This window comes from Streptomyces sp. NPDC015144, from assembly GCF_043079735.1.
GTDB lineage: Bacteria > Actinomycetota > Actinomycetes > Streptomycetales > Streptomycetaceae > Streptomyces.
In genome coordinates this window covers 39,209-59,409 of sequence record NZ_JBIBUU010000019.1, presented here as the reverse complement: position 1 = coordinate 59,409, position 20,201 = coordinate 39,209, and the positions used below count along the sequence as shown (strand labels likewise).

Here is a 20,201-nt window from a genome sequence, read left to right as displayed (position 1 = left end):
GAAGACCGCAGAAGCAGAAGGGAAGCCCGTCCATGCTCGACCACCTCATCCGCGGAGCGACCGTCGTGGACGGCACCGGCGGGCCCTCGTACCGCGCCGACGTCGGCATCAGGGACGGCCGCATCGCCGTCGTCGCCGAGCCCGGAACGGTCGCCGAGACCGCCGTGACCAGCGAGGACGCCACCGGTCTCGTCCTGGCGCCCGGCTTCGTCGACCCGCACACCCACTACGACGCCCAGCTCTTCTGGGACCCGTACGCCACCCCGTCGATGAACCACGGCGTCACCACCGTCGCCGGGGGCAACTGCGGCTTCACCCTCGCCCCGCTCCACCCGGACCGCCCCGAGGACGCCGACTACACCCGCCGGATGATGGCCCGGGTGGAGGGGATGGCCCTCAAGGCGCTGGAGGAGGGCGTCGAGTGGAGCTGGTCCAGCTTCCGCGAGTACCTCGACGCGCTGGAGGGGCGGATCGCGGTCAACGCCGGGTTCATGGTGGGGCACTGCGCGCTGCGCCGGCACGTCATGGGCGCCGACGCGATCGGCGGACAGCCCACCCCCGCCCAGCTCCACGCGATGCTCGCCCTCTTCCACGACGCGATGGACGCGGGCGCCTGGGGCCTGTCCACCACCCAGTCCTCCACCCACGCCGACGGCGACGGGCAGCCCGTCGCCTCCCGGCACGCCGGGCCGGAGGAACTCCTCGCCCTGTGCCGGGCGGTCGGCGAGCACGAGGGCACCCAGATCGAGGCGATCGTCGCGGGCTGCCTCGACCAGTTCTCCGACGAGGAGATCGAGCTGCTGGTCGACATGACCGCCACCGCCGGACGCCCGCTGAACTGGAACGTCCTCACCATCGACGCCGCCGTCCCCGAACGCGTACCGCGCCAGCTCGTGCCCAGCGAACGGGCCCGCCGGGCCGGCGGCCGGATCGTCGCGCTCACCATGCCGATCCTCACCCCGATGAACATGTCACTCGGCACCTTCTGCGCCCTGAACCTGATACCCGGCTGGGGCGAGATCCTGGCCCTGCCCGTCCCCGAGCGCATCGAGCGGCTGCGCGAGGCGGAGACCCGGGCCGAGATGCTGCGACACGCCCAGAGCAAGGAGGCCGGCGTCTTCCGCCGCCTCGCCGACTTCGCCCGGTACGTCATCGGCGACACCTACAGCGCCGCCAACGAGGGACTGACCGGCCGCGTCGTCCGCGACATCGCCGCCGAACGCGGCCAGGACCCCTTCCACTGCCTGGTCGAGATCTGCGCCGCCGACGAACTGCGCACGGTGCTGTGGCCGATGCCCACCGACAACGACCCGGCCTCCTGGGCGCTGCGCCGCGAGACCTGGGAACACGAGGACGTCCTGCTCGGCGGCTCCGACGCGGGTGCCCACCTGGACCGGATGTGCGGCGCCCCGTACACCACCCGGTTCCTCGGCGACTGTCTGCGCGGGCGGAAGCTGGTCCCGCTGGAGCGGGCCGTGCGGATGCTCACCGACGACCCCGCCCAGCTCTTCGGGCTCCGCGACCGGGGCCGGATCGAGGAGGGCTTCCACGCCGACCTCGTCCTCTTCGACCCGGAGCGCATCGACGCCGGGCCCGCCACCCTCGTCCACGACCTGCCCGGCGACTCCCCGCGCCTGGACTCCAAGGCGATCGGGATCGTCTCGGTCCGGGTCAACGGGGTGGAGACCCTCCGCGACGACAAGGTGACCGGCGCGGTGCCCGGTACGGTGCTCCGCTCCGGCCGCGACACCCGGACGGTGAGCACCGCATGAGCGACGGTTCGGGCGCCGTGAGCGGTACGGACGGCAGCAAGCGGCGGCTCCTCATCGGCGGAAGCTGGGTCGAGCCCGAGCACGGCCACTACGAGGTGATCGACCCGGCCACCGAGCAGGTCGTCGGCCTCGCCCCCGAGGCGAGCCGCGCCCAGGTGTACGCGGCGGCGGCCGCCGCCCGGGAGGCGTTCACCACCTGGTCCCGCACCCGCCCCGAGGAGCGGGCCGCGATCCTGGACCGGGCGGCGGGGCTGATCCTGCGCGACCTGGACGGCAACACCGCGCTGGCCCGCGCCGAGAGCGGCGCCACCACCGGGACCGCCCGGGGCATGCAGGTCGCGGTGGGCGCCGCCCGGTTCCGCCGGTACGCGAAGGGGGCGTTGGAACCGGTCGAGGAGGCGGTGGCCCCGCAGATCAACGAGGCCGGGCCGATGGGCCGGGCGGGCGTCTTCGGGGCGATCGCGGTGCGCCAGCCGGTCGGCGTCGTCTCCTGCATCACCTCGTACAACAACCCCTGGGCCAACCCGGCCGGCAAGGTGGCCCCCGCGCTGGCCATGGGCAACACGGTCGTGGTGAAGCCCGCCCCGCAGGACCCGCTCTCCGTCTACCGGATGGCCGAGGCGCTCCAGGAGGCGGGCGCCCCGCCCGGCGTCGTCAACGTCGTCACCGCCTCCGGCCCGGAGGCGGGCGAGGCCGCCGTCGACTCCGCGGACGTCGACATGGTCAGCTTCACCGGCTCCACCTCGGTCGGGCAGAAGATCGCCGAGGTGTGCGGGCGGTCCATGAAGCGGCAGTTGATGGAGCTGGGCGGCAAGGGCGCCGCCGTCGTGCTGGAGGACGCCGACCTGGACGCGGCGGCGTCCGGCATCGGCACCACATTCTCCTTCTACAGCGGCCAGATCTGCACCGCCCCGACCCGGGTGCTCGTCCAGCGCGGCGTCCACGACGCCCTGCTCGCCAGGCTCGCCGCCTACGCAGGACACCTCAAGCTGGGGGACCCGGCGGTCCGGGGAACGGTGGTCGGCCCGGTCATCTCCGCCGCCCACCGCGACCGCGTCGAGTCCTACGTCGAACTGGGCCGGAAGGAAGGGGCGCGGGTCGTCACCGGCGGCGAGCGCCCGGCCGGGCCCGACGGGCGCGGCTTCTACGTCGCCCCCACCCTCCTCGCCGACTGCACCAACGACATGCGGGTGGTCCGCGAGGAGATCTTCGGCCCGGTCGTCGTGGTCGTCCCCTTCGACGACGAGGACGAGGCCGTCGCCCTCGCCAACGACAGCGACTACGGGCTGATCGACTACGTCTGGTCCTCGGACGTGGCCCGCGCCTTCCGGGTAGCCCGGCGGCTGCGCGCCGGAGGGGTCGGGATCAACACCATCGGACGGAACATGGAGGCCCCGTTCGGCGGGTTCAAGCGGAGCGGCGTGGGCCGCGACGTCGGCTCGTACGCCCTGCACGCCTACAGCGAACTCCAGTCGATCGTCTGGCCCGGCTGAGCCCCCGCTTCCGTGCTGTCCGGCCGGGCCCGGTGTCGTCCGGCCGGACAGCGGTGGTGTCCGGCCGGGCCGGAGGAGGGGAGTGCCGGACGTCACGGGAAACTTTGGAACCGCGCAAAACGGGCATGGCTGCGGGAACCGTACGGCGCTGCGATCTCGACTTGGCCTTGCATCAGAAGGCCGAAAACGCATGTACCCTTCAATTAAATCCTGCGACGCCGAATCGTCGCCCAAAATTCAAGGATGAGACGGCCGAGTCTCACCCCCGAAATGTGGAAATCGCAGGGTTTATCGTCCTTTTCATGACTGAGCTGGACGTGCGGCCACGGGCCGGAGACTCGGCACGGAGCACCGCTCCGGCCGACGGGGGCGTGCGGGGGAAGGGGCTCGGCGGGAACTCCGTCGGGCTGATGGGCAGTGCGGTGATCGGCATCTCCACCGTCGCCCCGGTCTACTGCCTCACCTCCACCCTCGGCTCCACCGCCGGTGAGGTCGGGCTCCAGATGCCCGCCGTCTTCCTCGCGGGCTTCCTGCCGATGCTGCTCGTCGCCTTCGCGTACCGCGAGCTGAACAAGGCGATGCCGGACTGCGGCACCTCCTTCACCTGGACGGTCAAGGCGTTCGGGCCCAAGCTCGGCTGGATGTGCGGCTGGGGCCTGGTGATCGCGACGATCATCGTGCTGTCCAACCTGGCGGGCGTCGCCACCTCGTTCTTCTGGCTCCTCGCCGGTGAGGTCACCAACAGCGACGCGATCGCCGCGCTCGACCACAACAAGGCCGTCCACATCGTGACCTGCCTCGCCCTGATCGCGGTCGCCACGGCGATCAGCTACCGGGGGATGACGGCCACCAAGGGGCTCCAGTACGGCCTGGTGGCGCTCCAACTCGTGGTGCTGGCGCTGTTCGTGGTGATGGCGGTGCAGAAGGCGAAGAGCGGGGCGTTCGCCACCTCGATGGACTTCTCCTGGTCCTGGCTCAATCCGTTCGCGGTGAAGTCCTTCGCCACGTTCACCGCCGGCCTCTCCCTGTCGATCTTCATGTTCTGGGGCTGGGACGCCTGTCTGACCGCGAACGAGGAGACCGTCGGCAGCGAGAAGACCCCGGGCCGGGCCGCGCTGATCGCGATGGTCGTGCTCGTCGGCTCCTACCTGGCGACCGCGGTCGCCGCGCAGATGGCCGTCGGCTCAGGCACCACCGGCCTGGGCCTGGCCAACTCCGACACCTCGGACAACGTCTTCGCCAACCTCGCGGGCCCGATCATGGGGCCGGGCCTGGGCGTCCTGCTCTTCGTCGCGGTGCTCGCCTCGGCCGCCGCGAGCCTCCAGACCACCTTCATCCCGGTGGCCCGCACGGTCCTCGCGATGTCCACGTACGAGGCCCTGCCCGCCTCGTACGCCCGTGTCCACCCGCGGTTCCGCACCCCGGGGAAGGCCACCATCACGGCGGGTGTCGCGACCGGCGTCTTCTACACGGTGATGACTCTGGTCAGCGAGCACGTCCTGGTCGACACGATCTACGCGCTCGGCCTCATGATCTGCTTCTACTACGCGCTGACCGCCTTCGGCTGCGTCTGGTTCTTCCGCGCCGACCTGACCCGCTCCTTCCGCGACCTGGTCTTCAAGGGCCTGTTCCCGGGCGTCGGCGGCCTCCTGCTCACCGCCGTGTTCGGCAAGACCCTCTACGACATGTGGAACCCGGCGTACGGCTCCGGCTCCTCGGTCTTCGGGGTCGGCTCGGTCTTCGTCATCGGGGTCGGGCTGCTGGTGCTCGGGGTGGTGCTGATGCTGGTGATGCAGCGGCGCAGCCCGGCGTTCTTCCGCGGCGAGGTCCTGACCCGCGAGACGCCCTCGCTGGTCGTCGAGGACTGAGCCCGTCTCCTGCCTGTACGGGCCGTGCGTGGCCGGAATTAATCCGGTGCGCGCGGCCCTGGGTCGGGTTACGGTTCCCGGCATGTTCTTCATGTTCCAGATCTACGGCTGACACGGGGCGGGGCACGCTCCCCGCCCGGCCCGATCGCGCCCCCGCGGTGTTTCGTCCCCGCGCGGCCGGTGCGTCGGGCTGTCGTGTCTTCATCCACCACGGATATCCGCCACGGATCTGAAACGAGTGATCTCCCATGTCACGCACGCCCCGTACGTCCCGTCGCCGCGCCCACATCGCGATGATCGGCATTCCGGCCGTCAGCCACGTCCTGCCCAGCCTGGAAGTCATCCGTGAGCTGGTCGCCCGGGGCCACCGGGTGACGTACGCCAACTCCCCGGCGGTCGCCGAGCTGATCGAGGCCACCGGCGCGGAGTTCGTCCGCTGCGACTCCGTCCTCCCGGTCGCCGACAACGACTGGCCCGAGGACCCCATCGGCGCGATGGGCGTCTTCCTCGACGACGCGGTCCAGGCCCTTCCGCAACTGCGAGCCGTCTACGACCCCGACCCCGCCGACCTGTACCTGTACGACATCGGAGCCTTCGCCGCGCGCGCCCTCGCCGAACTGCAGAACCGCCCCCTCCTGCAGCTGTCCCCGACGTACGTGGCCTGGGACGGCTACGAGGAGGACGTCGCGGCCCACATCTGGGCGCTGCCCGGCGCCGACGAGTACCGCGCCCGGTTCGATCGCTGGCTGGCCGAGTGCGGGGCGACGACCACGAAGATGGAGGTCTTCTGCGGCCGGCCCCAGAACACCGTGGCGACGGTTCCGCGGGCGATGCAGCCGCACGGCGACCGGGTCGATACCAGCACCGTCACCTTCGTCGGCCCCTGCTTCGGTACCCGGGTGCAGGACGGCGACTGGAGGCGTCCGGCCGGGGCGGAGAAGGTGCTGCTCGTCTCGATGGGCTCCGCGCTCACCCGGCTGCCCGCGTTCTACCGCCAGTGCCTGGCCGCCTTCGGTGACCTGCCGGGCTGGCACGTGGTGCTCCAGATCGGGAAGTACACCGACCCGGCGGAACTCGGTGAGATCCCGGCCAATGTCGAGGTGCACTCCTGGGTGCCGCAACTCGCGATCCTGGAGCAGGCCGACGCCTTCGTCACCCACGCGGGCATGGGCGGCAGCAGCGAGGGGCTCTACGCCGGCGTGCCGATGATCGCGGTGCCCCAGTCGGCCGACCAGCCCACCAACGCCGACCGGCTGGTCGAGCTGGGCGTGGCCCGCCGCATCGACACCGAGGACGCCACCGCCGAGGCGCTGCGCACGGCCCTGCTGGAACTCACCGCCGACCCGGAGGTGGCCCGCCGCTCGGCGCAGCTGCGGGCCGACGCGCGGGCCGAGGGCGGCACGGAGCGGGCCGCCGACCTGATCGAGGAGATGCTCGACCGGGGGTGACGCGGGTCGGCCGGGCTGATGGCCTGAGCGGTGGCTTGAGCCGGTTGGCCTGAACAGGTCTGCCGGTCCGGTTCGCTGGTCCGGGTCGTGGTCAGGAGGGTGCGCCGCCGCCCTCCTCGGCCGCGACCTGGGCCAGCGTCCGCCCCGTACGGGCGGAGCGGGCGCGGTACGGGTCGGGGGCGTCCGGCCCGGCGTGGGTGGCCCGGCCGTCCTTGGCCTTGATCAGCAGCCACACCTCCTCGCCGGGGACGGAGGGGCCGTCGCCGCCCTTGAAACGGGTGAGGGCGAACTCGCCGTGCAGCTTGGTCCCGTCGAGCCAGAACGTCGCGTGCCCGTCCGCCAGGGACTGCTCGAACGGCACGGGCGCGCCCCACCGGTCGTGGCTGAGCGGTCGGTAGGTGCCCTGGTCCCAGACGATGACGGTGCCGCCGCCGTACTCGCCCTGGGCGATCACGCCCTCGAAGGTGCGGTACTCCAGCGGGTGGTCCTGGGTCGGTACGGCCAGCCGTCGCACCCGGGGGTTCTCCGAGGGCCCGCGCGGTACGGCCCAGGACTTCAGCACACCCCCGACCTCCAGCCGGAAGTCGAAGTGCATGCGCCGTGCCTGGTGGATCTGAACGACGAAACAGGGGGCTGGGCCCGCCGGTCCGCCGTTGCCGGTCCCGTTCATCCGACACCTCCTCCGGCCGCCCCCGCCCGGTGGTTCTTTTCCACTCTCCCGCAGCTGCCCGTCTCCCGCACCGCAGGTATCTCGCCATCAAGTATCTCGTTATCGACTATCTCGTCGTCGACTATCTTGACATCGAGAGTGATTGTCGGGGAGGCTTCCCCGGGTCCGGGTCCGGGTCCGGGTCCGGGTCCGGGTTCGGGTCCGGGTTCGGGTCCGGGTTCGGGTTCGGGTCCGGGTTCGGGTCCGGGTCCGAGGTCTTCGGGGGAGTGTGGGATGCGACGAGACGGTGGAGCGGTGCGCGGTGGTGGCCGTGGGGCGGGGCTGCTGGCCCAGCTACGTGATCCGCCGGGCGGCCGCGACGCCCGGATCATGCTGCTCGCCCTGGCCGTGGACCGGACCGGTTCGGGGCTGTGGGCCGCGTCCTCGGTCCTGTACTTCACGTTCGTCACGCAACTGAGCGCCCAGCAGATCGGCGTCCTGCTGGGCGCCGCCGGGGTCGCGGGCATCGCCGGATCGCCGCTGGCCGGGTGGCTGGCCGGCCGCCTCCCGGTCCGTACTCTGCTGATCGGCTGCCATCTGCTCCGGCTGGTGACCCTCGCTCTGATCCTGGTCTGTGCGGGCTTCGGCGCGCTGCTGCCGGTCGTCGCCCTGACGTACCTGGGGGACAGGGCCGCCAAGACCCTGGAGATGCTCTTCGCCACCCGGGCCGCCGGTGAGCGGCGCGTGGCCTACCAGGCCCTGTCGCGCAGCGCCGCCAATGCGGGCTACGGCGTCGGCGCCGGGATCGCCGCCCTCGGCCTGGCGGTGGGCACCCTCGACGCCTACCGTGCGCTGATCCTGGGCAACGCGCTCTCCTTCGTCGTCGCGTCGGCGCTGGTGTGGCGCACGGTCGAACCGGCGCGGGGGCCGGTGCCCGGGGCGTCGACGGGTCCGGCGTCGACGGGTGGGGCACCGGCGGACGTGGCGTCGGGGGTCCGTCCGGCGGCGGGCCGGAGTCCCTGGCGGGACCGGGGCTACCTCCGCTTCGTCCTCCTGGACATCCCGATGAACCTCGACGACTCCGTCCTCGGCGTCGGCCTCCCGCTGTGGCTGGTGAGCTCCACCTCCGCCCCGCACGCCCTGGTCCCGGCGTTCCTCGTCCTCAACACCGTGCTGGTCGTGGTCTGCCAGCTGAGCGTGTCCCGGCGCGCCGAGGGCCCGCGCGGGGCGGCCCGCGCGGTACTGCTCTACGGGGTCCTGATGCTGGTCACCTGCCTCTTCATGGCCCTGGCGACCCGGGGCGGGGCGTGGGTGGCGGCGGTGGTGCTGCTCGCGGCGGCGCTGCTGGTGACGCTGGCGGAGCTGATGCGCTCGGTGAGCTCCTGGGAGTTGGCGGTGCTGCTCGCGCCGGAGGACGCCCGCGCCGCGTATCTGGGGGTTGCGGGGATGTCGCAGTCCATCCAGAAGTCCGCCGGGCCGCCGCTGATCACCGGGGTGGTGATGGCCGCGGGTCCGGTGGGCTGGCTGGTGCTCGGGGCGGCGGTCGCGGGCCTGGCGGTGGCCCAGAACCGGGGCTGCGCCCGCCGGCTCGGCGTCGGCCCGTCCGCCTTGGGCGCCCCTGCGCCCCCTGTTAGGTAGACTGACCTACCTAATTAGTGGTGGAGGTGGTCGGCATGGGCGTGGCGAGTGGGACGGACGCGGTGAATGTGGCGGGCGGGCCGACGACGGGTGAGTCGACGACGGGCGACCAGCGGCCGGTGAAGCGGCGGCGCGGGGCGGCGCGCGGCCGGATCCTCGACGCCGCCGCGCGCCGCTTCTACGCGGACGGGGTGACGGCGACGGGGATCGACACGATCACCGCCGAGGCCGGGGTCGCGAAGATGAGCCTGTACAACAACTTCGACTCCAAGGCCGACCTCGTCCGCGCCTACCTCATGGCCCGGCACGAGGAGTGGCTCGGCCTCTACGAGCACCGGTTGACCGCGGCCGCCCCCGGTCCGGCCGCGGCCGTGCTGGCGGTCTTCGACGCGTACGCCGACCACGCCGAGCTGGCCTACGAGCACGGCTTCCGGGGCTGCGGACTGCTCAACGCCGCCGCCGAACTGCCCGCCGGACACCCGGGCCGCGCCGTCGTCCGCGCACACAAGGAAGAGGTGGAGTCCCTGCTCGCCGCCCACCTGCGGGAGCTGCTGCCCGGTCAGGAGGAGCGGGCCGCGGGCCTGGCGGAACACCTGGCGTTCCTACTGGAGGGCGCCGTGGTGCGCGCGGGCCTGGAGGGCGACTCCACCCGCGTCCGGCACGCCAGGGAACTGGCATCGTCCCTGGTGGCAGCCCTGTGACCGGCGACCCTGTGACCGGCAGCCCTGTGACCGGCGGTGCGGCGGCTGCGAGAGGTACGGGTGCCGGGGCCGGGGCGCTCGCCGTGCTGCTGGCCTCCGTCCTCTGGGGCACCACCGGCACCGCGGCCACCTTCGCGCCCGGCGTGGGCCCGCTGGCGATCGGGGCCGCCGCGATGGGCCTGGGCGGACTGCTCCAGGCCGCGGTGGCGGGGCGCCGCATCGTACGGTCCCGGCACCGGCTGGCGGCGCGGTGGCCGACCGTCCTCGTCGGCGGCGCGGGCGTGGCCCTGTACCCGCTGGCGTTCTACACCTCGATGCACCTGGCCGGGGTCGCGGTCGGCACGGTGGTCTCCATCGGCTCGGCCCCACCCGCCTCGGCGCTGATCGAGCGGCTGGCCGACGGCCGCCGACTGTCCCGGCGCTGGCTGGCGGGCGCCGCCCTCGGCCTGGCCGGAACGGCCCTGCTCTGCGCCGCCGAGGCCACCGGCGGCGGGGCCACCGGCACCGCCTCCGCCGGACGCACCGTCCTGGGCGTGGGCCTCGGGCTGGTCGCGGGCGTCACGTACGCCGGATACGCCTGGGCCGCGCACCGCCTGATCACCCGGGACGTCCCCGCGCGGGCGGCGATGGGGGCGGTGTTCGGGCTCGGCGGGCTGATGCTGCTCCCGGTCCTGGCGGTCACCGGAGCCCCCTTGGTCGCCTCCTGGACCAACGCGGGCGTCGGGCTCTACATGGCCCTCGTCCCGATGTTCACCGGCTACGTCCTCTTCGGCTTCGGCCTCGCCCGTATCCCGGTCAGCGCCGCGACGACCCTGTCCCTGCTGGAGCCCGCCGTGGCAGCGGTGCTCGCCGTGCTGGTCGTGGGGGAGGAGCTGCCCGCCCTCGGCTGGGCGGGCGTCGCCCTCGTCCTCGCCTGCCTCGCCGTACTGACCACCCCGACGCCCCGGCGGACGCGGTCCCGGGTGCGGGCCCCCGTTGCCGCACCGGAATTCGATGGAGCTGCGCCACGCCCGTAAGTACCCTGCTGCCGACCGCAGTTGTCCAGGCAAAGGGCGTTCCGTTGTACACCGTGTGAGACCTCCCGAGAGCTGATCTGTCGCGCGTCGCGCTTCTGCGCCGCGCTCCTTTTTGCTGCGGATTTCTCACACTGGAACCGGTGTATACCTGTGCTCGAAAGCACGCTCGAAACCTGGGTGGTCACCCCCACCCGCCTGCCGCTCGTCCGCCGCCGCTGCCATGTCTGCGCGGCCGAACTCTTCCGGACGCACGGCAAGTTCCGGATCAACGCCCACCACAAGCTCATCGACGCCTGGCTCCTCGCGCTCTGCACCACCTGCGGGGAGACCACGAAGCTCACGGTCCTGGAACGGACGAACGTGCGCTCCGTACGGCCCGAGCTGCTGGACCGGATGCACGGCAACGACCCCTCCCTGGCAGCCCGACTACTGGAGGAACCAGCCCTTTTGCGCCGTAACCGTGTCGCCCTCGACTGGGCCGGAGCCTGGCGGCTGGACACCGGCGGACCGGTCGACACGGACCGCGAGGTCATCGACGTGTCGGTCCGGTTCGCGGCGCGGATACCGGTCCGGCCGTTCCGGCTGATCGCCGAGGGCTGCGGACTGGCCCGCGCGGAGGCGGAACGGCTGATCGAGTCGGGCGGGCTCGTCGCGGCGATCCGCCTGACCGGCAAGGTCTCTGGCGACTTCACCTTCACGCTGAAGCGCTGAGCGGATCCCCGTACGGGCCCGTGCGCCGCCACCACCACCTCGGACGGTGGCGGCGCACGGGACCAGGCACCGCCGCTACTGCTCCGTGGCGCCCGTGGCGCCCGTGGGGGTGGTGGTGGCGGCGCGCAGGAGTCGGAGCTGTCCGATCTCGGCCACGTTCTTCATCAGCTCGGCGTTCACCCACGCCACCATGTCAGCGACCGTGCGCCCCGCGTCCTCCGGCCAGGGGAATGGGGCGGTGGCGTCGAAGTCGGCCTCCGTCAGCTCGTCCAGTACGCCGAGCCAGCTACCACGCAGCGTCCGCAGCCACGCGACGGCACCGGCGGCGTCACCGGGCCACGTCACGTCCTCCCGCTCGCGCGGCCGCCGGCCCCGCGCATGCGCGACCGCGGCCTCCCACCACCAGCCGATGTGCCAGCTCAGCCAGCCGATCGTCGGAACGGGCACGGGCTCGGGCTCAGTGTCCGCCCAGTCCGCCACCCACCGTCCGTCGTCCTGGCGGCGCACGGTCCAGCAGTGCGCGGCAGGCTCCCACAGGACATCGTCGGGGTGCAGCCGCTCCAGGTGGTACTCGAAGAGTGCCCAGGTCAGGTCGAACTGTCCACGCAGTACGCCGACTCGCGAAGAATCCATCCGGCGACCCTTCCACAGCCACCCTGCCGACATCCGCCCCTTTTCCGCACCGCACGGCATACGTTGGGGCCACAGGGTCTCCGGAGCGCCGGTACCCACCGCCCCACCGGCCCACTGGAGCATCTGCTCACGACGGAGGTGTCCTCATATGCGGATCGGCACGACCATCTTCCTCACCGACCGGACGATCACCCCGCTGCGGCTCGCCCGCGAGCTCGAACAGCGCGGCTTCGACGGCCTCTACCTGCCCGAGCACACCCACATCCCGGTGAGCCGGGACACCCCGTACCCGATGGGCGGCGAACTCCCGCCCGAATACGGCCGCACCCTGGACCCCTTCGTCGCACTGGCCCAGGCCGCCGCCGTCACCGAACGCCTCACGCTGGGCACCGGCATCACCCTCGTCGCCCAGCACGACCCGATCGATCTGGCCAAGCAGATCGCCACCCTCGACCACCTCTCCGGCGGCCGCTTCACCCTGGGCGTGGGCTACGGCTGGAACGTCGAGGAGGCCGCCGACCACGGCGTCGACTGGCCGGCCCGCCGTGCCCTGGTCCGCGACCGCCTCGCCCTGATGCAGGCCCTGTGGGCGGACGAACCCACCGCGTACGCAGGCGAGTTCGGGTCCGTACGGGCCAGCCACGCCCACCCGAAGCCGACCCAACGCCCACGCGGCCCGGTGACCGGCCCCCGCACCCTGATCGGCGGCGCGGCGGGCCCGAAGCTCTTCGCGCACATCGCGGAACACACCGACGGCTGGCTCCCGATCGGCGGCGCGGGCCTGGCCGAATCCCTCCCGAAACTCCGCACCGCCTGGACCGCCGCCAACCGCGACCCGAACCACCTCCAGGTCGTCCCGTACGCCGTTCTCCCGACCCCCGGCAAACTCTCCCACTACGCGGACCTGGGCATCGAAGAGGTGGTCCTCCAACTCCCCTCAGCCACCGAACCGGAAGTCCTGCGCACGCTGGACGCGTACGCGAAGTTCCTCTGACGTGCCGCTGCCGCCGGGAACGCTCAGGGTGAGCCGAGGCGTTGGCCCACCAGAACCAAATGAATGAAAACAGCCACCTCGCTCAGCGAAGCCCCAGCTCAACAAGTGTCGTCCCCGCGCGTGCGGGGGTGGTCCGTGCCCCGAGTACCAGCCCGGGGAATCCTGCGCGGTCGTCCCCGCACATGCGGGGGTGGTACTCCGGCTCTTGAGTCAGGTGGCGTCATCGACGTGTCGTCCCCGCGCGGGCGGATTGTTCGGCGTCGGCCGAAGCGTCCGGGTCCTACGGTCGGCGCATGCGAACCGCACCACAGCACCAGGTCACAGCCTCAGGCAGCCATCTGGCCATCACTCCGAGCATCCTCTACTTCGGCACGCCCGTCGTGCTGCTGACCACCGAGAATCCCGACGGCACCTTCAACCTCGCTCCGATCTCGTCCGCGTGGGCCCTCGGGCAGGTGGTCGTGCTGGGGCTTTCGCGGGAGGGGTGGACCGGGGCGAACCTGGCGGAGCGGCCGGAGCTGGTCATCAGCCTGCCGGAGCCCGGTCAGTGGGCGGCCGTCGAGCGGTTGGGCGGTCTGACGGGACGGCCTCCGGAGACCGGGCCCGGGAACCGGGCGGCGCGGTACGAGCCGGACAAGTTCTCGGCGACCGGCTTCCGGGCACAGCCCTCGCAGAGGGTGCGCCCGCCCCGGGTGGCGGAGTGCCCGATCCAGTTGGAGGCGCGGGCCGTCCGGGTCGCCCCCGACGCCGCAGGGGAGTTCCTGATCGTCGAGGCCCGGGTGGCGAAGGTGCACGCCGATGAGCGCCTGGTGGTTCCGGGGACCCAGCACATCGACCCCGCCGCGTGGAGCCCGCTCATCTACAACTTCCGTCACTACTTCGGTCTCGGCCCGGAGATCGGTCACAGTGGCATCTCCGAGACCCCGCGCGAGGGTCGGCGGATACTCGACCCCGGCCCGGACGACATTGGCGGACAGGTACTGACCGGACGACGGGCCCCCTTCTTCGTACCGGCTCGGAAGCCGTAGGCGAGGCTGTTCCCGCCGCGTGGGGCCGTTCCTGCCGCGTGGGGCTGTTGCGCCGCGTGGGCGCGCTCAGTCGTCGTCGCGCTCGATCGCCTGGACGCAGCGGGCCAGCAGGGTGCGGAGGGTTTCCCGCTCCTCGGCGGTGAACTCGTCCGCGATACGGCGTTCGATGCGGACCGCCTCCTTGTCGGCGGCGGCGAGGGCACGTTGGCCGGGCTCGGTCAGCCTGGTCTCCAGGACCCTCTGGTGCCAGGGGTGCGCCGTCCGCCCGATCAGGCCCCGCGTCTGCAAGGTCTTGAGCATCGCCGTCATGGCCTGCGGCGTGACCATGCAGACGCGGGCCAGCGCGGCGGCGGACATGCCCGGGTACCGGGAGAGGGCGAGGAGCGTGGCGTACTGCGCGACCGTCAGGTCGGCCCCGCGTACGGCGTTTCCCTTGGCGGCTGTCAGCGCCTGCTCGGCCCGTTTGATGTCCAGTCCGAGCCGGGCATCCGGCGGCATATCCATCCGTGCAGCCTAGCAATTCCCGACCACATCAACTGTGGAATGGATATAAGGGATTTGGTATAAGCGCGGGGTGTATGGGCGCCGACCCGCATTCGGCGACGGGCCGGTTTCGGCCTGTCGGCCGAAGTCGCGCGGTGAGGCGTCACGTTGACGCGGGCGGAGCGGGAGGCGGGTGCGGTCGGTTCAGCAGATCACGTTGACGACGGTGACGAGGTTGTTCTCGTCCAGGCCGCGGCTGGTCCAGGGCCGCACCTCGTCCCACCGGCCGTCCAGGTAGACGACCTGGAAGGCGTTGCCGTGCGCGGTGGCGCCGGCGTAGCGGTCCCGGACCTGGTGGTAGCCGCAGCCGTTCACGTTCCAGTACGGACCGCCCGGTCCGGAGCGGCCTTGCGAGAGCTTGATGCAGGCCCGCCCGTACTCGCAGGTCGGCGCCCAGAATCCTCCGCCGTCGGCGGCGGAGGCCGGGCTCCCCGCGAGGGCGACGGCGGCTCCCGCAGTGGTGGCCAGGGTCGTGACCCATGCGGTGAATCGGCTGGTCGGTCGCACGTGGAATTCCCCTCTTCCCGTCGCGGACGGCATCGCGGCCCTCGCGGTGCTTGCGTCGCTCAGCGCACCCCGGCGACCAGCTGCGGAAGCTTGCGCATGTCGTCGAAGACGATGGTGTCCGGCCCTTCCAGCCAGTGTGCCGGGGTCAGGCCTCCCGCGTAGCCGAAGGACCGCATTCCCGCCGAACGGGCGGCCTGCACGCCGTACTTGCTGTCCTCGACGACGACGCACGCGGCCGGAGAGACGCCCATCCGCGCGGCCGCGTGGAGGAAGAGGTCGGGGGCCGGTTTGCCGTGGGCGACCTCGGTGGCGGAGTAGATCCGGCCCTCGAAGTGGTCGTGGAGCCCCGTACGGCCGAGGGTGTGGCGCATCTTCTCGTGGCTGCCGCTCGACGCGACGCAGGTGGGGAGCGTGATCCCGGCCAGCGCCTCGTGGATGCCGTCCACCGCCACGAGCTCGGCGTCGACGGCGGCGCGGTGGAGTTCCTGGTAGCGCTGCTGCCAGTCGGCGGACCTGCCCGGCAGGCGGGCCTCGACCAGCTCGCCGATCGATTTCTCGGACCGGCCGACGAACTTCTCCAGCACCTCCCGCGCCGTCAGCGGCCAGCCCAGCTCGGCCCCCACCTGGACCTCGACGCGGACGGCGAGGCGTTCGCTGTCGACGAGCACACCGTCGCAGTCGAATATGACGAGTTCGGGAGCGGGAGGAGCGATCATGCGGCCAGGATAGGCCCCGCGCTTGACCCTCACGCGGCGTCAGACACCAGGGTGGACGGCATGGCGGAGCACCTGACCGTGGGACGCGTGGCCGAGCTGGCCGGAGTGAGCGTCCGCACGCTGCATCACTACGACGGGATCGGTCTCGTCAGGGCCTCGGCGCGGACGGCGGCCGGTTACCGGGCCTACTCGCCCGACGACGTGGAGCGGCTGCGGGAGGTGCTCGGCTACCGGCGGCTGGGCTTCGGGCTGCGCGAGATCGCCGATCTCGTCGACGACCCGGCCACCGACACGGGCGCCCGCCTGCACCGGCTGCGCGGCCTGCTGCTGGAGCAGCGCGACCGGGCCTCCGCCGCGGTCGCCGCCATCGACACGGAGCTGAGGGGACGGGCCATGGGGATCAGGACGACGTCGGAGGACCAGCTCAAGATGTTCGGGGCACGGCTGTACGAGACCATCGGCGCCGACTATCCGGCGACCCGCCGCACCGAGCCGCGCATCGCCGCCCGGGTCTGGGAGGCGCTCGGCGACGCGCGCACGGTGCTGAACGTGGGCGCGGGCACCGGCTCCTACGAGCCGCCGGACCGGGAGGTGACGGCGGTGGAGCCGTCGGCGGTGATGCGGGCCCAGCGCCCCCGGGGCGCGGCGCGGTGCGTGGCGGCCACGGCGGAGAGCCTGCCGTTCGAGGACCAGTCCTTCGACGCGGCGATGGCCTTCAGCACCGTGCACCACTGGGACGACCCGATCGCCGGGCTGCGCGAGATGCGCCGGGTGGCCCGCCGGGTGGTGGTGTTCACGTACGACGCCGGCCCGCCCGGCTGGCGCGACCGGTTCTGGCTCACCCGCGACTATCTCCCCGAGTTCGCCGGTCTGCTCGACGACTGGCCCTCGCTGGCCGATCTGACCCGAGCGGTCGGGGGCCGTGCGGAGCCGGTGCTCGTCCCGTGGGACTGCGCCGACGGGTTCTTCGAGGCCCACTGGCGCCGTCCCGAGGCATACCTGGAGGAGGAGGTGCGCCGCGCGGTCTCGGTGTGGACCAGGGTCGGGGCCGAGGCGGAGGCGCGCGCGGTGGACCGGCTCCGCGAGGATCTCGGGTCGGGCCGGTGGGCGGAGCGCAACCGCGACCTCGTCGCCCTCGACGCGGCGGAGCTCGGCCTGCGCCTGATCGTGGCCTGAGCCGAGGCCCGATCGCGGCCCGAGCCCGGGACCGATCGCGGCCCGAGCACAGGACCGACCGTGGCCTGAAAGGTCTGAAGAGCTGGGGAGCGCTGAGCGCCCCCGGAGACCCCGGTACGCGAAGGACGGCGCCGATACCCCGGTGACCAGCCGCAACACCTGTGCGATCATCATGTGCGCTCGTCTTTATGAATTATTCACACCAGGCTGGAAGTCGCCGGTGTGTCACCGCTCCGGGGGGAACGGACTTGCTCACTCGCCCACGTACGCGCACGCGCACCCGCGTGAGATCCGGGCGGCGTGCCGCCCGTACCGCGCCGCTGCTCGCACTCTCTGTACTGCTCTCGCTGCTCCTGCCCGCCGCCGCCGCCACCGCCGCCACCGCCGCCACCACGGCCACCGGCCAGGAAGCCGCGACCAGCCAGGAATCGGCCGCCACCGGCCAGGAAACAGCCACCACCAGCCAGGTAACTGGCACCACCAGCCAGGAACCCGCCGCCACAGGCCAGGAATCCGCCACCACGCGGAACGCCGCCGCCGGAACCGATTGCGCCCACCCCCCACTCAACGGGTACAACTCGGCCCCCACCGCCGCCGACCCGGCAAGCGGTTGCCGCACCTTCACCGCCCCGGCCGCCGGGCTCTACGACGCGTACGCCATCCGCGACGACGGCTACCGCACCCCGCTCCGCGTCGAGGACGCGACCGGTGCGGCCGTCTGCGAGTACTGGATCAGCTGCACGCTCCCGGCCGCAGGCGAGTACACCGTCCGCACCGAGTCCGCGAGCCTGATCATCGACCGCTCCGCCACCACCGGCTGTGAACCGGTCGGACTCGGCCTGTACAAGGGCGAGTTCACCGCCGCCGGTGAGACGGACTGCCTGTCCCTCCCGCTGCCCGCCGGTGCGCAGATCGCCGCCGTGGAGCCCACGAGCTCCGGCGCCCCGCACCCGGCCGTGACGGTCGTCGACGCGGCCGGCGAGGACGCCTGCCCCTACCCGGCCAACCCCGGCAGCGGCACCTGCGTGCTCACCGGCAAGGCCCCCTTCCGGGTGCTGACCGTCAACGACGGCACCGCGAAGCCGACCGGCCCGTACGCCCTCTCGCTGCACCGCACCGACGCGGCGGCCGACTGCCAGGTCCTCCCGGCCGGCGACTTTACCGCCGCCTCGCCCTCCGCCCGCGCCACCACCGGCAACGGCTCCGTAGTGGACTGCCTGACCATCCCGGCCTCCGACCACAGCGTCATGGAGGTCGTCCAGCTCCAGGCCGCCCCCGGCACCGGCTCCCTCGCCCACCTCCTCGTCGTGGACACCCAGGGCAAGGAGAGCTGCCGGACCTACACCCCGACCACCTCCACCTGGATCTCCTGCGCCCTCACCCCCGGCGTCGCCCACACCGTCCTCGTCATCGGCCGCGACGCCGCCTCCGAGTACGTCGTGACCCGCCGGGACGTCACCGCCACCGCCAAGGGCTGCACCGCGAACCCGGCGACCAGGCCCGGCGGCGCCTCCACCGAGGGCACCCTCGGCGCCCCCGGCGAGCTGCGCTGCCGCCAGGTCACCACCGGCGACACCGAGGACGTCCTCCACATCGACGCCCGCGACGCCCAGGGCACCGCCACCGTCGCGCTCTTCGGCGACCAGGGCCAGGGCAGCGGCGCCGTCAGCAGCGGCCCCCGCTGCACGGGCGACCGGGCGTGCGCCGTCACCGGTTCCACGCACTACCAGGCCGTCGTCCACGTCCCGGCCGCGAAGAAGGCCGCCGACACCTACCGCTTCGACGCGATCCGCATCGCCGGCGCGGACGGCCCGGCCGCCGAGTGCGACCAGGTGAAGAGCATCGCGTACGGGTACGGCCCGATCACCGGCACCCTGGACGAGCAGCACGCCACCGTGTGCGCCGCGCTGCCCACCGTGTACAGCGACCGCTTCCCGATGGAGATCAGCGACACGACCGGCGCCACCGAGACGGCCGTGCCCGCACTCCACGACCCCAGCCTTGACAACGGCTGCTCGTACTCCACCCTCACCAAGAGCTACGAGTGCCGGGTGATCGAGAGCTACTCCCGTGAGCTCACCCCGAGCATCCTCGTCCTCTCCCTGCCGGAGAAGGCGTCGACGACCTCGTACAAGGCCGAGGCGGTCTGCTCCGGGCTCTGCGGCGGCGAGCGGGTCACCCTCACGAAGGTGTCCCCGAACACCGCGCCCGCCGGGGGGAAGACCACCGTCACGGTCACCGGCTCCGCCCTGCACGAGCAGTCCCGTCTCCTCCTGCGCAACGGCGACCGCGAGATCACCGGCACCACCCTCGCCGTCTCGCCCGACCGCCGCACCCTCACCGCCGAGGTGGACCTGACCGGCGCGCCCGAGGGCGCCTGGTCGGCGATCCTCCTCGGCCGGGGGAACGGCGAGTACGGCAAGCTCTCCTTCACCGTCACCTCGGCCCCGCTCACCAGCACGGCCCCGCCCACCCTCAGCGGGGAGGCCCGCGTCGGCGAGTACCTCACCGCGACGACCGGCACGTGGTCGCCGAAGCCGACGTCGTACTCGTACCAGTGGTACGGCGACGGGAAGCCGATCAGCGGGGCCACCCGGTCCGTGTTCACCATCCCTGCCTCCCTGATGGGGAAGAAGGTCGGCGTCACCGTCACCGCCCACCGGGAGACCGCGCCGGACGCCACCGCCTCCTCGGCGACGCTCACCGCCGCCAAGGGCTACCCCCTCGGCTGCGTGGTCTGCCCGGAGGTCAAGGGCACGGTGAAGGTGGGCGCCAAGCTCACGGCCACGAGCGGCACCTGGAACTGGACCCCCAGCTCCGTCGCCTACCAGTGGAAGGCGGACGGCAAGGCGATCTCCGGCGCCACCTCCGCCGGCTACACCGTCCCGGCCTCCCTGCTCGGCAAGCGGCTCAGCCTCACGGTCACCGCCCGCCTCAACGGTTTCGGGGACGGCCAGGCCAACACGGTCGGCGTGAAGGTCGCCACCGGCAGCGCGCCCAAGGCCACCAAGAAGCCCACGATCTCGGGCACCGCGAAGGTCGGCCGCGTCCTCAAGGCCGTCCACGGCACCTGGACGCCCGCCCCGACGTCGTACACCTACCAGTGGTACGCCAACGGCAAGGCGATCTCCAAGGCCACCAAGTCCTCGCTGACCCTCAAGTCGGCCCAGCGCGGCAAGAAGATCACGGTCAAGGTGACCGCCCGCCGCACCGGCCACGCCAACGGAACGGCCACCAGCGCGGCCACCAAGGCGGTCGCCCGCTGACCATCCCTCGTCCTCCAGGGCCGTTCGACGGTGATATGCCAA

Annotated in this window: 17 protein-coding genes; 12 read left to right on the top strand and 5 right to left on the bottom strand. The window is 72.4% G+C overall.

The features are described 5' to 3' along the window. Window positions 1-32: 32 nt before the first annotated feature. From ACF08W_RS27505 to ACF08W_RS27490, 4 genes are all read left to right on the top strand, one after another. On the top strand, window positions 33-1,772 hold the full coding sequence (locus ACF08W_RS27505; protein WP_385214673.1) for an amidohydrolase family protein: 1,740 nt from the start codon (window positions 33-35) through the stop codon (window positions 1,770-1,772). Next, window positions 1,769-3,265 (top strand): aldehyde dehydrogenase family protein, encoded by a 1,497-nt coding sequence (locus ACF08W_RS27500; protein WP_385214670.1) that lies wholly within the window; start codon window positions 1,769-1,771, stop codon window positions 3,263-3,265. Before ACF08W_RS27505 ends, ACF08W_RS27500 begins: the two co-directional genes overlap by 4 nt. 302 nt (window positions 3,266-3,567) lie before the next feature. Continuing rightward, complete coding sequence (locus tag ACF08W_RS27495; protein WP_352278602.1) at window positions 3,568-5,133, top strand: APC family permease; 1,566 nt, start codon at window positions 3,568-3,570, stop codon at window positions 5,131-5,133. A gap of 248 nt (window positions 5,134-5,381) precedes the next feature. Then, window positions 5,382-6,581: a macrolide family glycosyltransferase gene (locus tag ACF08W_RS27490; protein ID WP_392280847.1), complete on the top strand. Its 1,200-nt coding sequence runs from the start codon at window positions 5,382-5,384 to the stop codon at window positions 6,579-6,581. A 91-nt stretch (window positions 6,582-6,672) separates the two neighbouring features. On the opposite strand, the gene ACF08W_RS27485 is transcribed toward ACF08W_RS27490, so the two are convergent. After that, window positions 6,673-7,251 carry a DNA polymerase ligase N-terminal domain-containing protein gene (locus ACF08W_RS27485; RefSeq protein ID WP_392280846.1) on the bottom strand — a complete coding sequence of 193 codons (579 nt, stop codon included), beginning with the start codon at window positions 7,249-7,251 and terminating at the stop codon, window positions 6,673-6,675. Between the two features lie 273 nt (window positions 7,252-7,524). On the opposite strand from ACF08W_RS27485, the gene ACF08W_RS27480 reads away from it, so the two are divergent. The 4 genes from ACF08W_RS27480 to ACF08W_RS27465 all read left to right on the top strand — a co-directional run bounded on the left by ACF08W_RS27480 (window position 7,525) and on the right by ACF08W_RS27465 (window position 11,296). Beyond that, window positions 7,525-8,868: an MFS transporter gene (locus tag ACF08W_RS27480; RefSeq protein ID WP_392280845.1), complete on the top strand. Its 1,344-nt coding sequence runs from the start codon at window positions 7,525-7,527 to the stop codon at window positions 8,866-8,868. Between the two features lie 35 nt (window positions 8,869-8,903). Further along, window positions 8,904-9,569 carry a TetR/AcrR family transcriptional regulator gene (locus ACF08W_RS27475; protein ID WP_392280844.1) on the top strand — a complete coding sequence of 222 codons (666 nt, stop codon included), beginning with the start codon at window positions 8,904-8,906 and terminating at the stop codon, window positions 9,567-9,569. A gap of 83 nt (window positions 9,570-9,652) precedes the next feature. Continuing rightward, a complete protein-coding gene (locus tag ACF08W_RS27470) occupies window positions 9,653-10,585 on the top strand; it encodes a DMT family transporter (protein ID WP_392280916.1) in 933 nt (310 codons plus the stop codon). Between the two features lie 177 nt (window positions 10,586-10,762). Then, window positions 10,763-11,296 (top strand): DUF1062 domain-containing protein, encoded by a 534-nt coding sequence (locus ACF08W_RS27465; protein WP_392280915.1) that lies wholly within the window; start codon window positions 10,763-10,765, stop codon window positions 11,294-11,296. A 75-nt stretch (window positions 11,297-11,371) separates the two neighbouring features. Here ACF08W_RS27465 and ACF08W_RS27460 read toward each other — a convergent pair whose 3' ends face one another. After that, entirely contained in the window at window positions 11,372-11,929 is a 558-nt protein-coding gene (locus ACF08W_RS27460; RefSeq protein ID WP_392280843.1) for a DinB family protein, read from the bottom strand. Between the two features lie 148 nt (window positions 11,930-12,077). On the opposite strand from ACF08W_RS27460, the gene ACF08W_RS27455 reads away from it, so the two are divergent. Continuing rightward, window positions 12,078-12,923 carry an LLM class F420-dependent oxidoreductase gene (locus ACF08W_RS27455; RefSeq protein WP_385214645.1) on the top strand — a complete coding sequence of 282 codons (846 nt, stop codon included), beginning with the start codon at window positions 12,078-12,080 and terminating at the stop codon, window positions 12,921-12,923. A 293-nt stretch (window positions 12,924-13,216) separates the two neighbouring features. Further along, window positions 13,217-13,951 (top strand): flavin reductase family protein, encoded by a 735-nt coding sequence (locus tag ACF08W_RS27450; protein WP_392280842.1) that lies wholly within the window; start codon window positions 13,217-13,219, stop codon window positions 13,949-13,951. A gap of 66 nt (window positions 13,952-14,017) precedes the next feature. Here ACF08W_RS27450 and ACF08W_RS27445 read toward each other — a convergent pair whose 3' ends face one another. From ACF08W_RS27445 to ACF08W_RS27435, 3 genes are all read right to left on the bottom strand, one after another. Beyond that, window positions 14,018-14,455 (bottom strand): MarR family transcriptional regulator, encoded by a 438-nt coding sequence (locus tag ACF08W_RS27445; protein WP_352278614.1) that lies wholly within the window; start codon window positions 14,453-14,455, stop codon window positions 14,018-14,020. 183 nt (window positions 14,456-14,638) lie between these two features. Next, window positions 14,639-15,001, bottom strand: a complete 363-nt coding sequence (locus ACF08W_RS27440) for a hypothetical protein (RefSeq protein ID WP_352278616.1) — start codon at window positions 14,999-15,001, stop codon at window positions 14,639-14,641. A gap of 59 nt (window positions 15,002-15,060) precedes the next feature. Beyond that, the gene (locus ACF08W_RS27435) at window positions 15,061-15,717 is read right to left on the bottom strand and encodes an HAD family hydrolase (RefSeq protein ID WP_392280841.1); all 657 of its coding nucleotides are present in this window, start codon (window positions 15,715-15,717) and stop codon (window positions 15,061-15,063) included. 60 nt (window positions 15,718-15,777) lie between these two features. Here ACF08W_RS27435 and ACF08W_RS27430 point away from each other — a divergent pair, with 60 nt between their 5' ends. Both ACF08W_RS27430 and ACF08W_RS27425 read left to right on the top strand, forming a co-directional pair. Next, window positions 15,778-16,893: a methyltransferase domain-containing protein gene (locus ACF08W_RS27430; protein ID WP_392280840.1), complete on the top strand. Its 1,116-nt coding sequence runs from the start codon at window positions 15,778-15,780 to the stop codon at window positions 16,891-16,893. Between the two features lie 284 nt (window positions 16,894-17,177). Further along, entirely contained in the window at window positions 17,178-20,159 is a 2,982-nt protein-coding gene (locus tag ACF08W_RS27425) for a hypothetical protein (protein ID WP_392280839.1), read from the top strand. The last annotated feature ends 42 nt before the right edge of the window (window positions 20,160-20,201 follow it).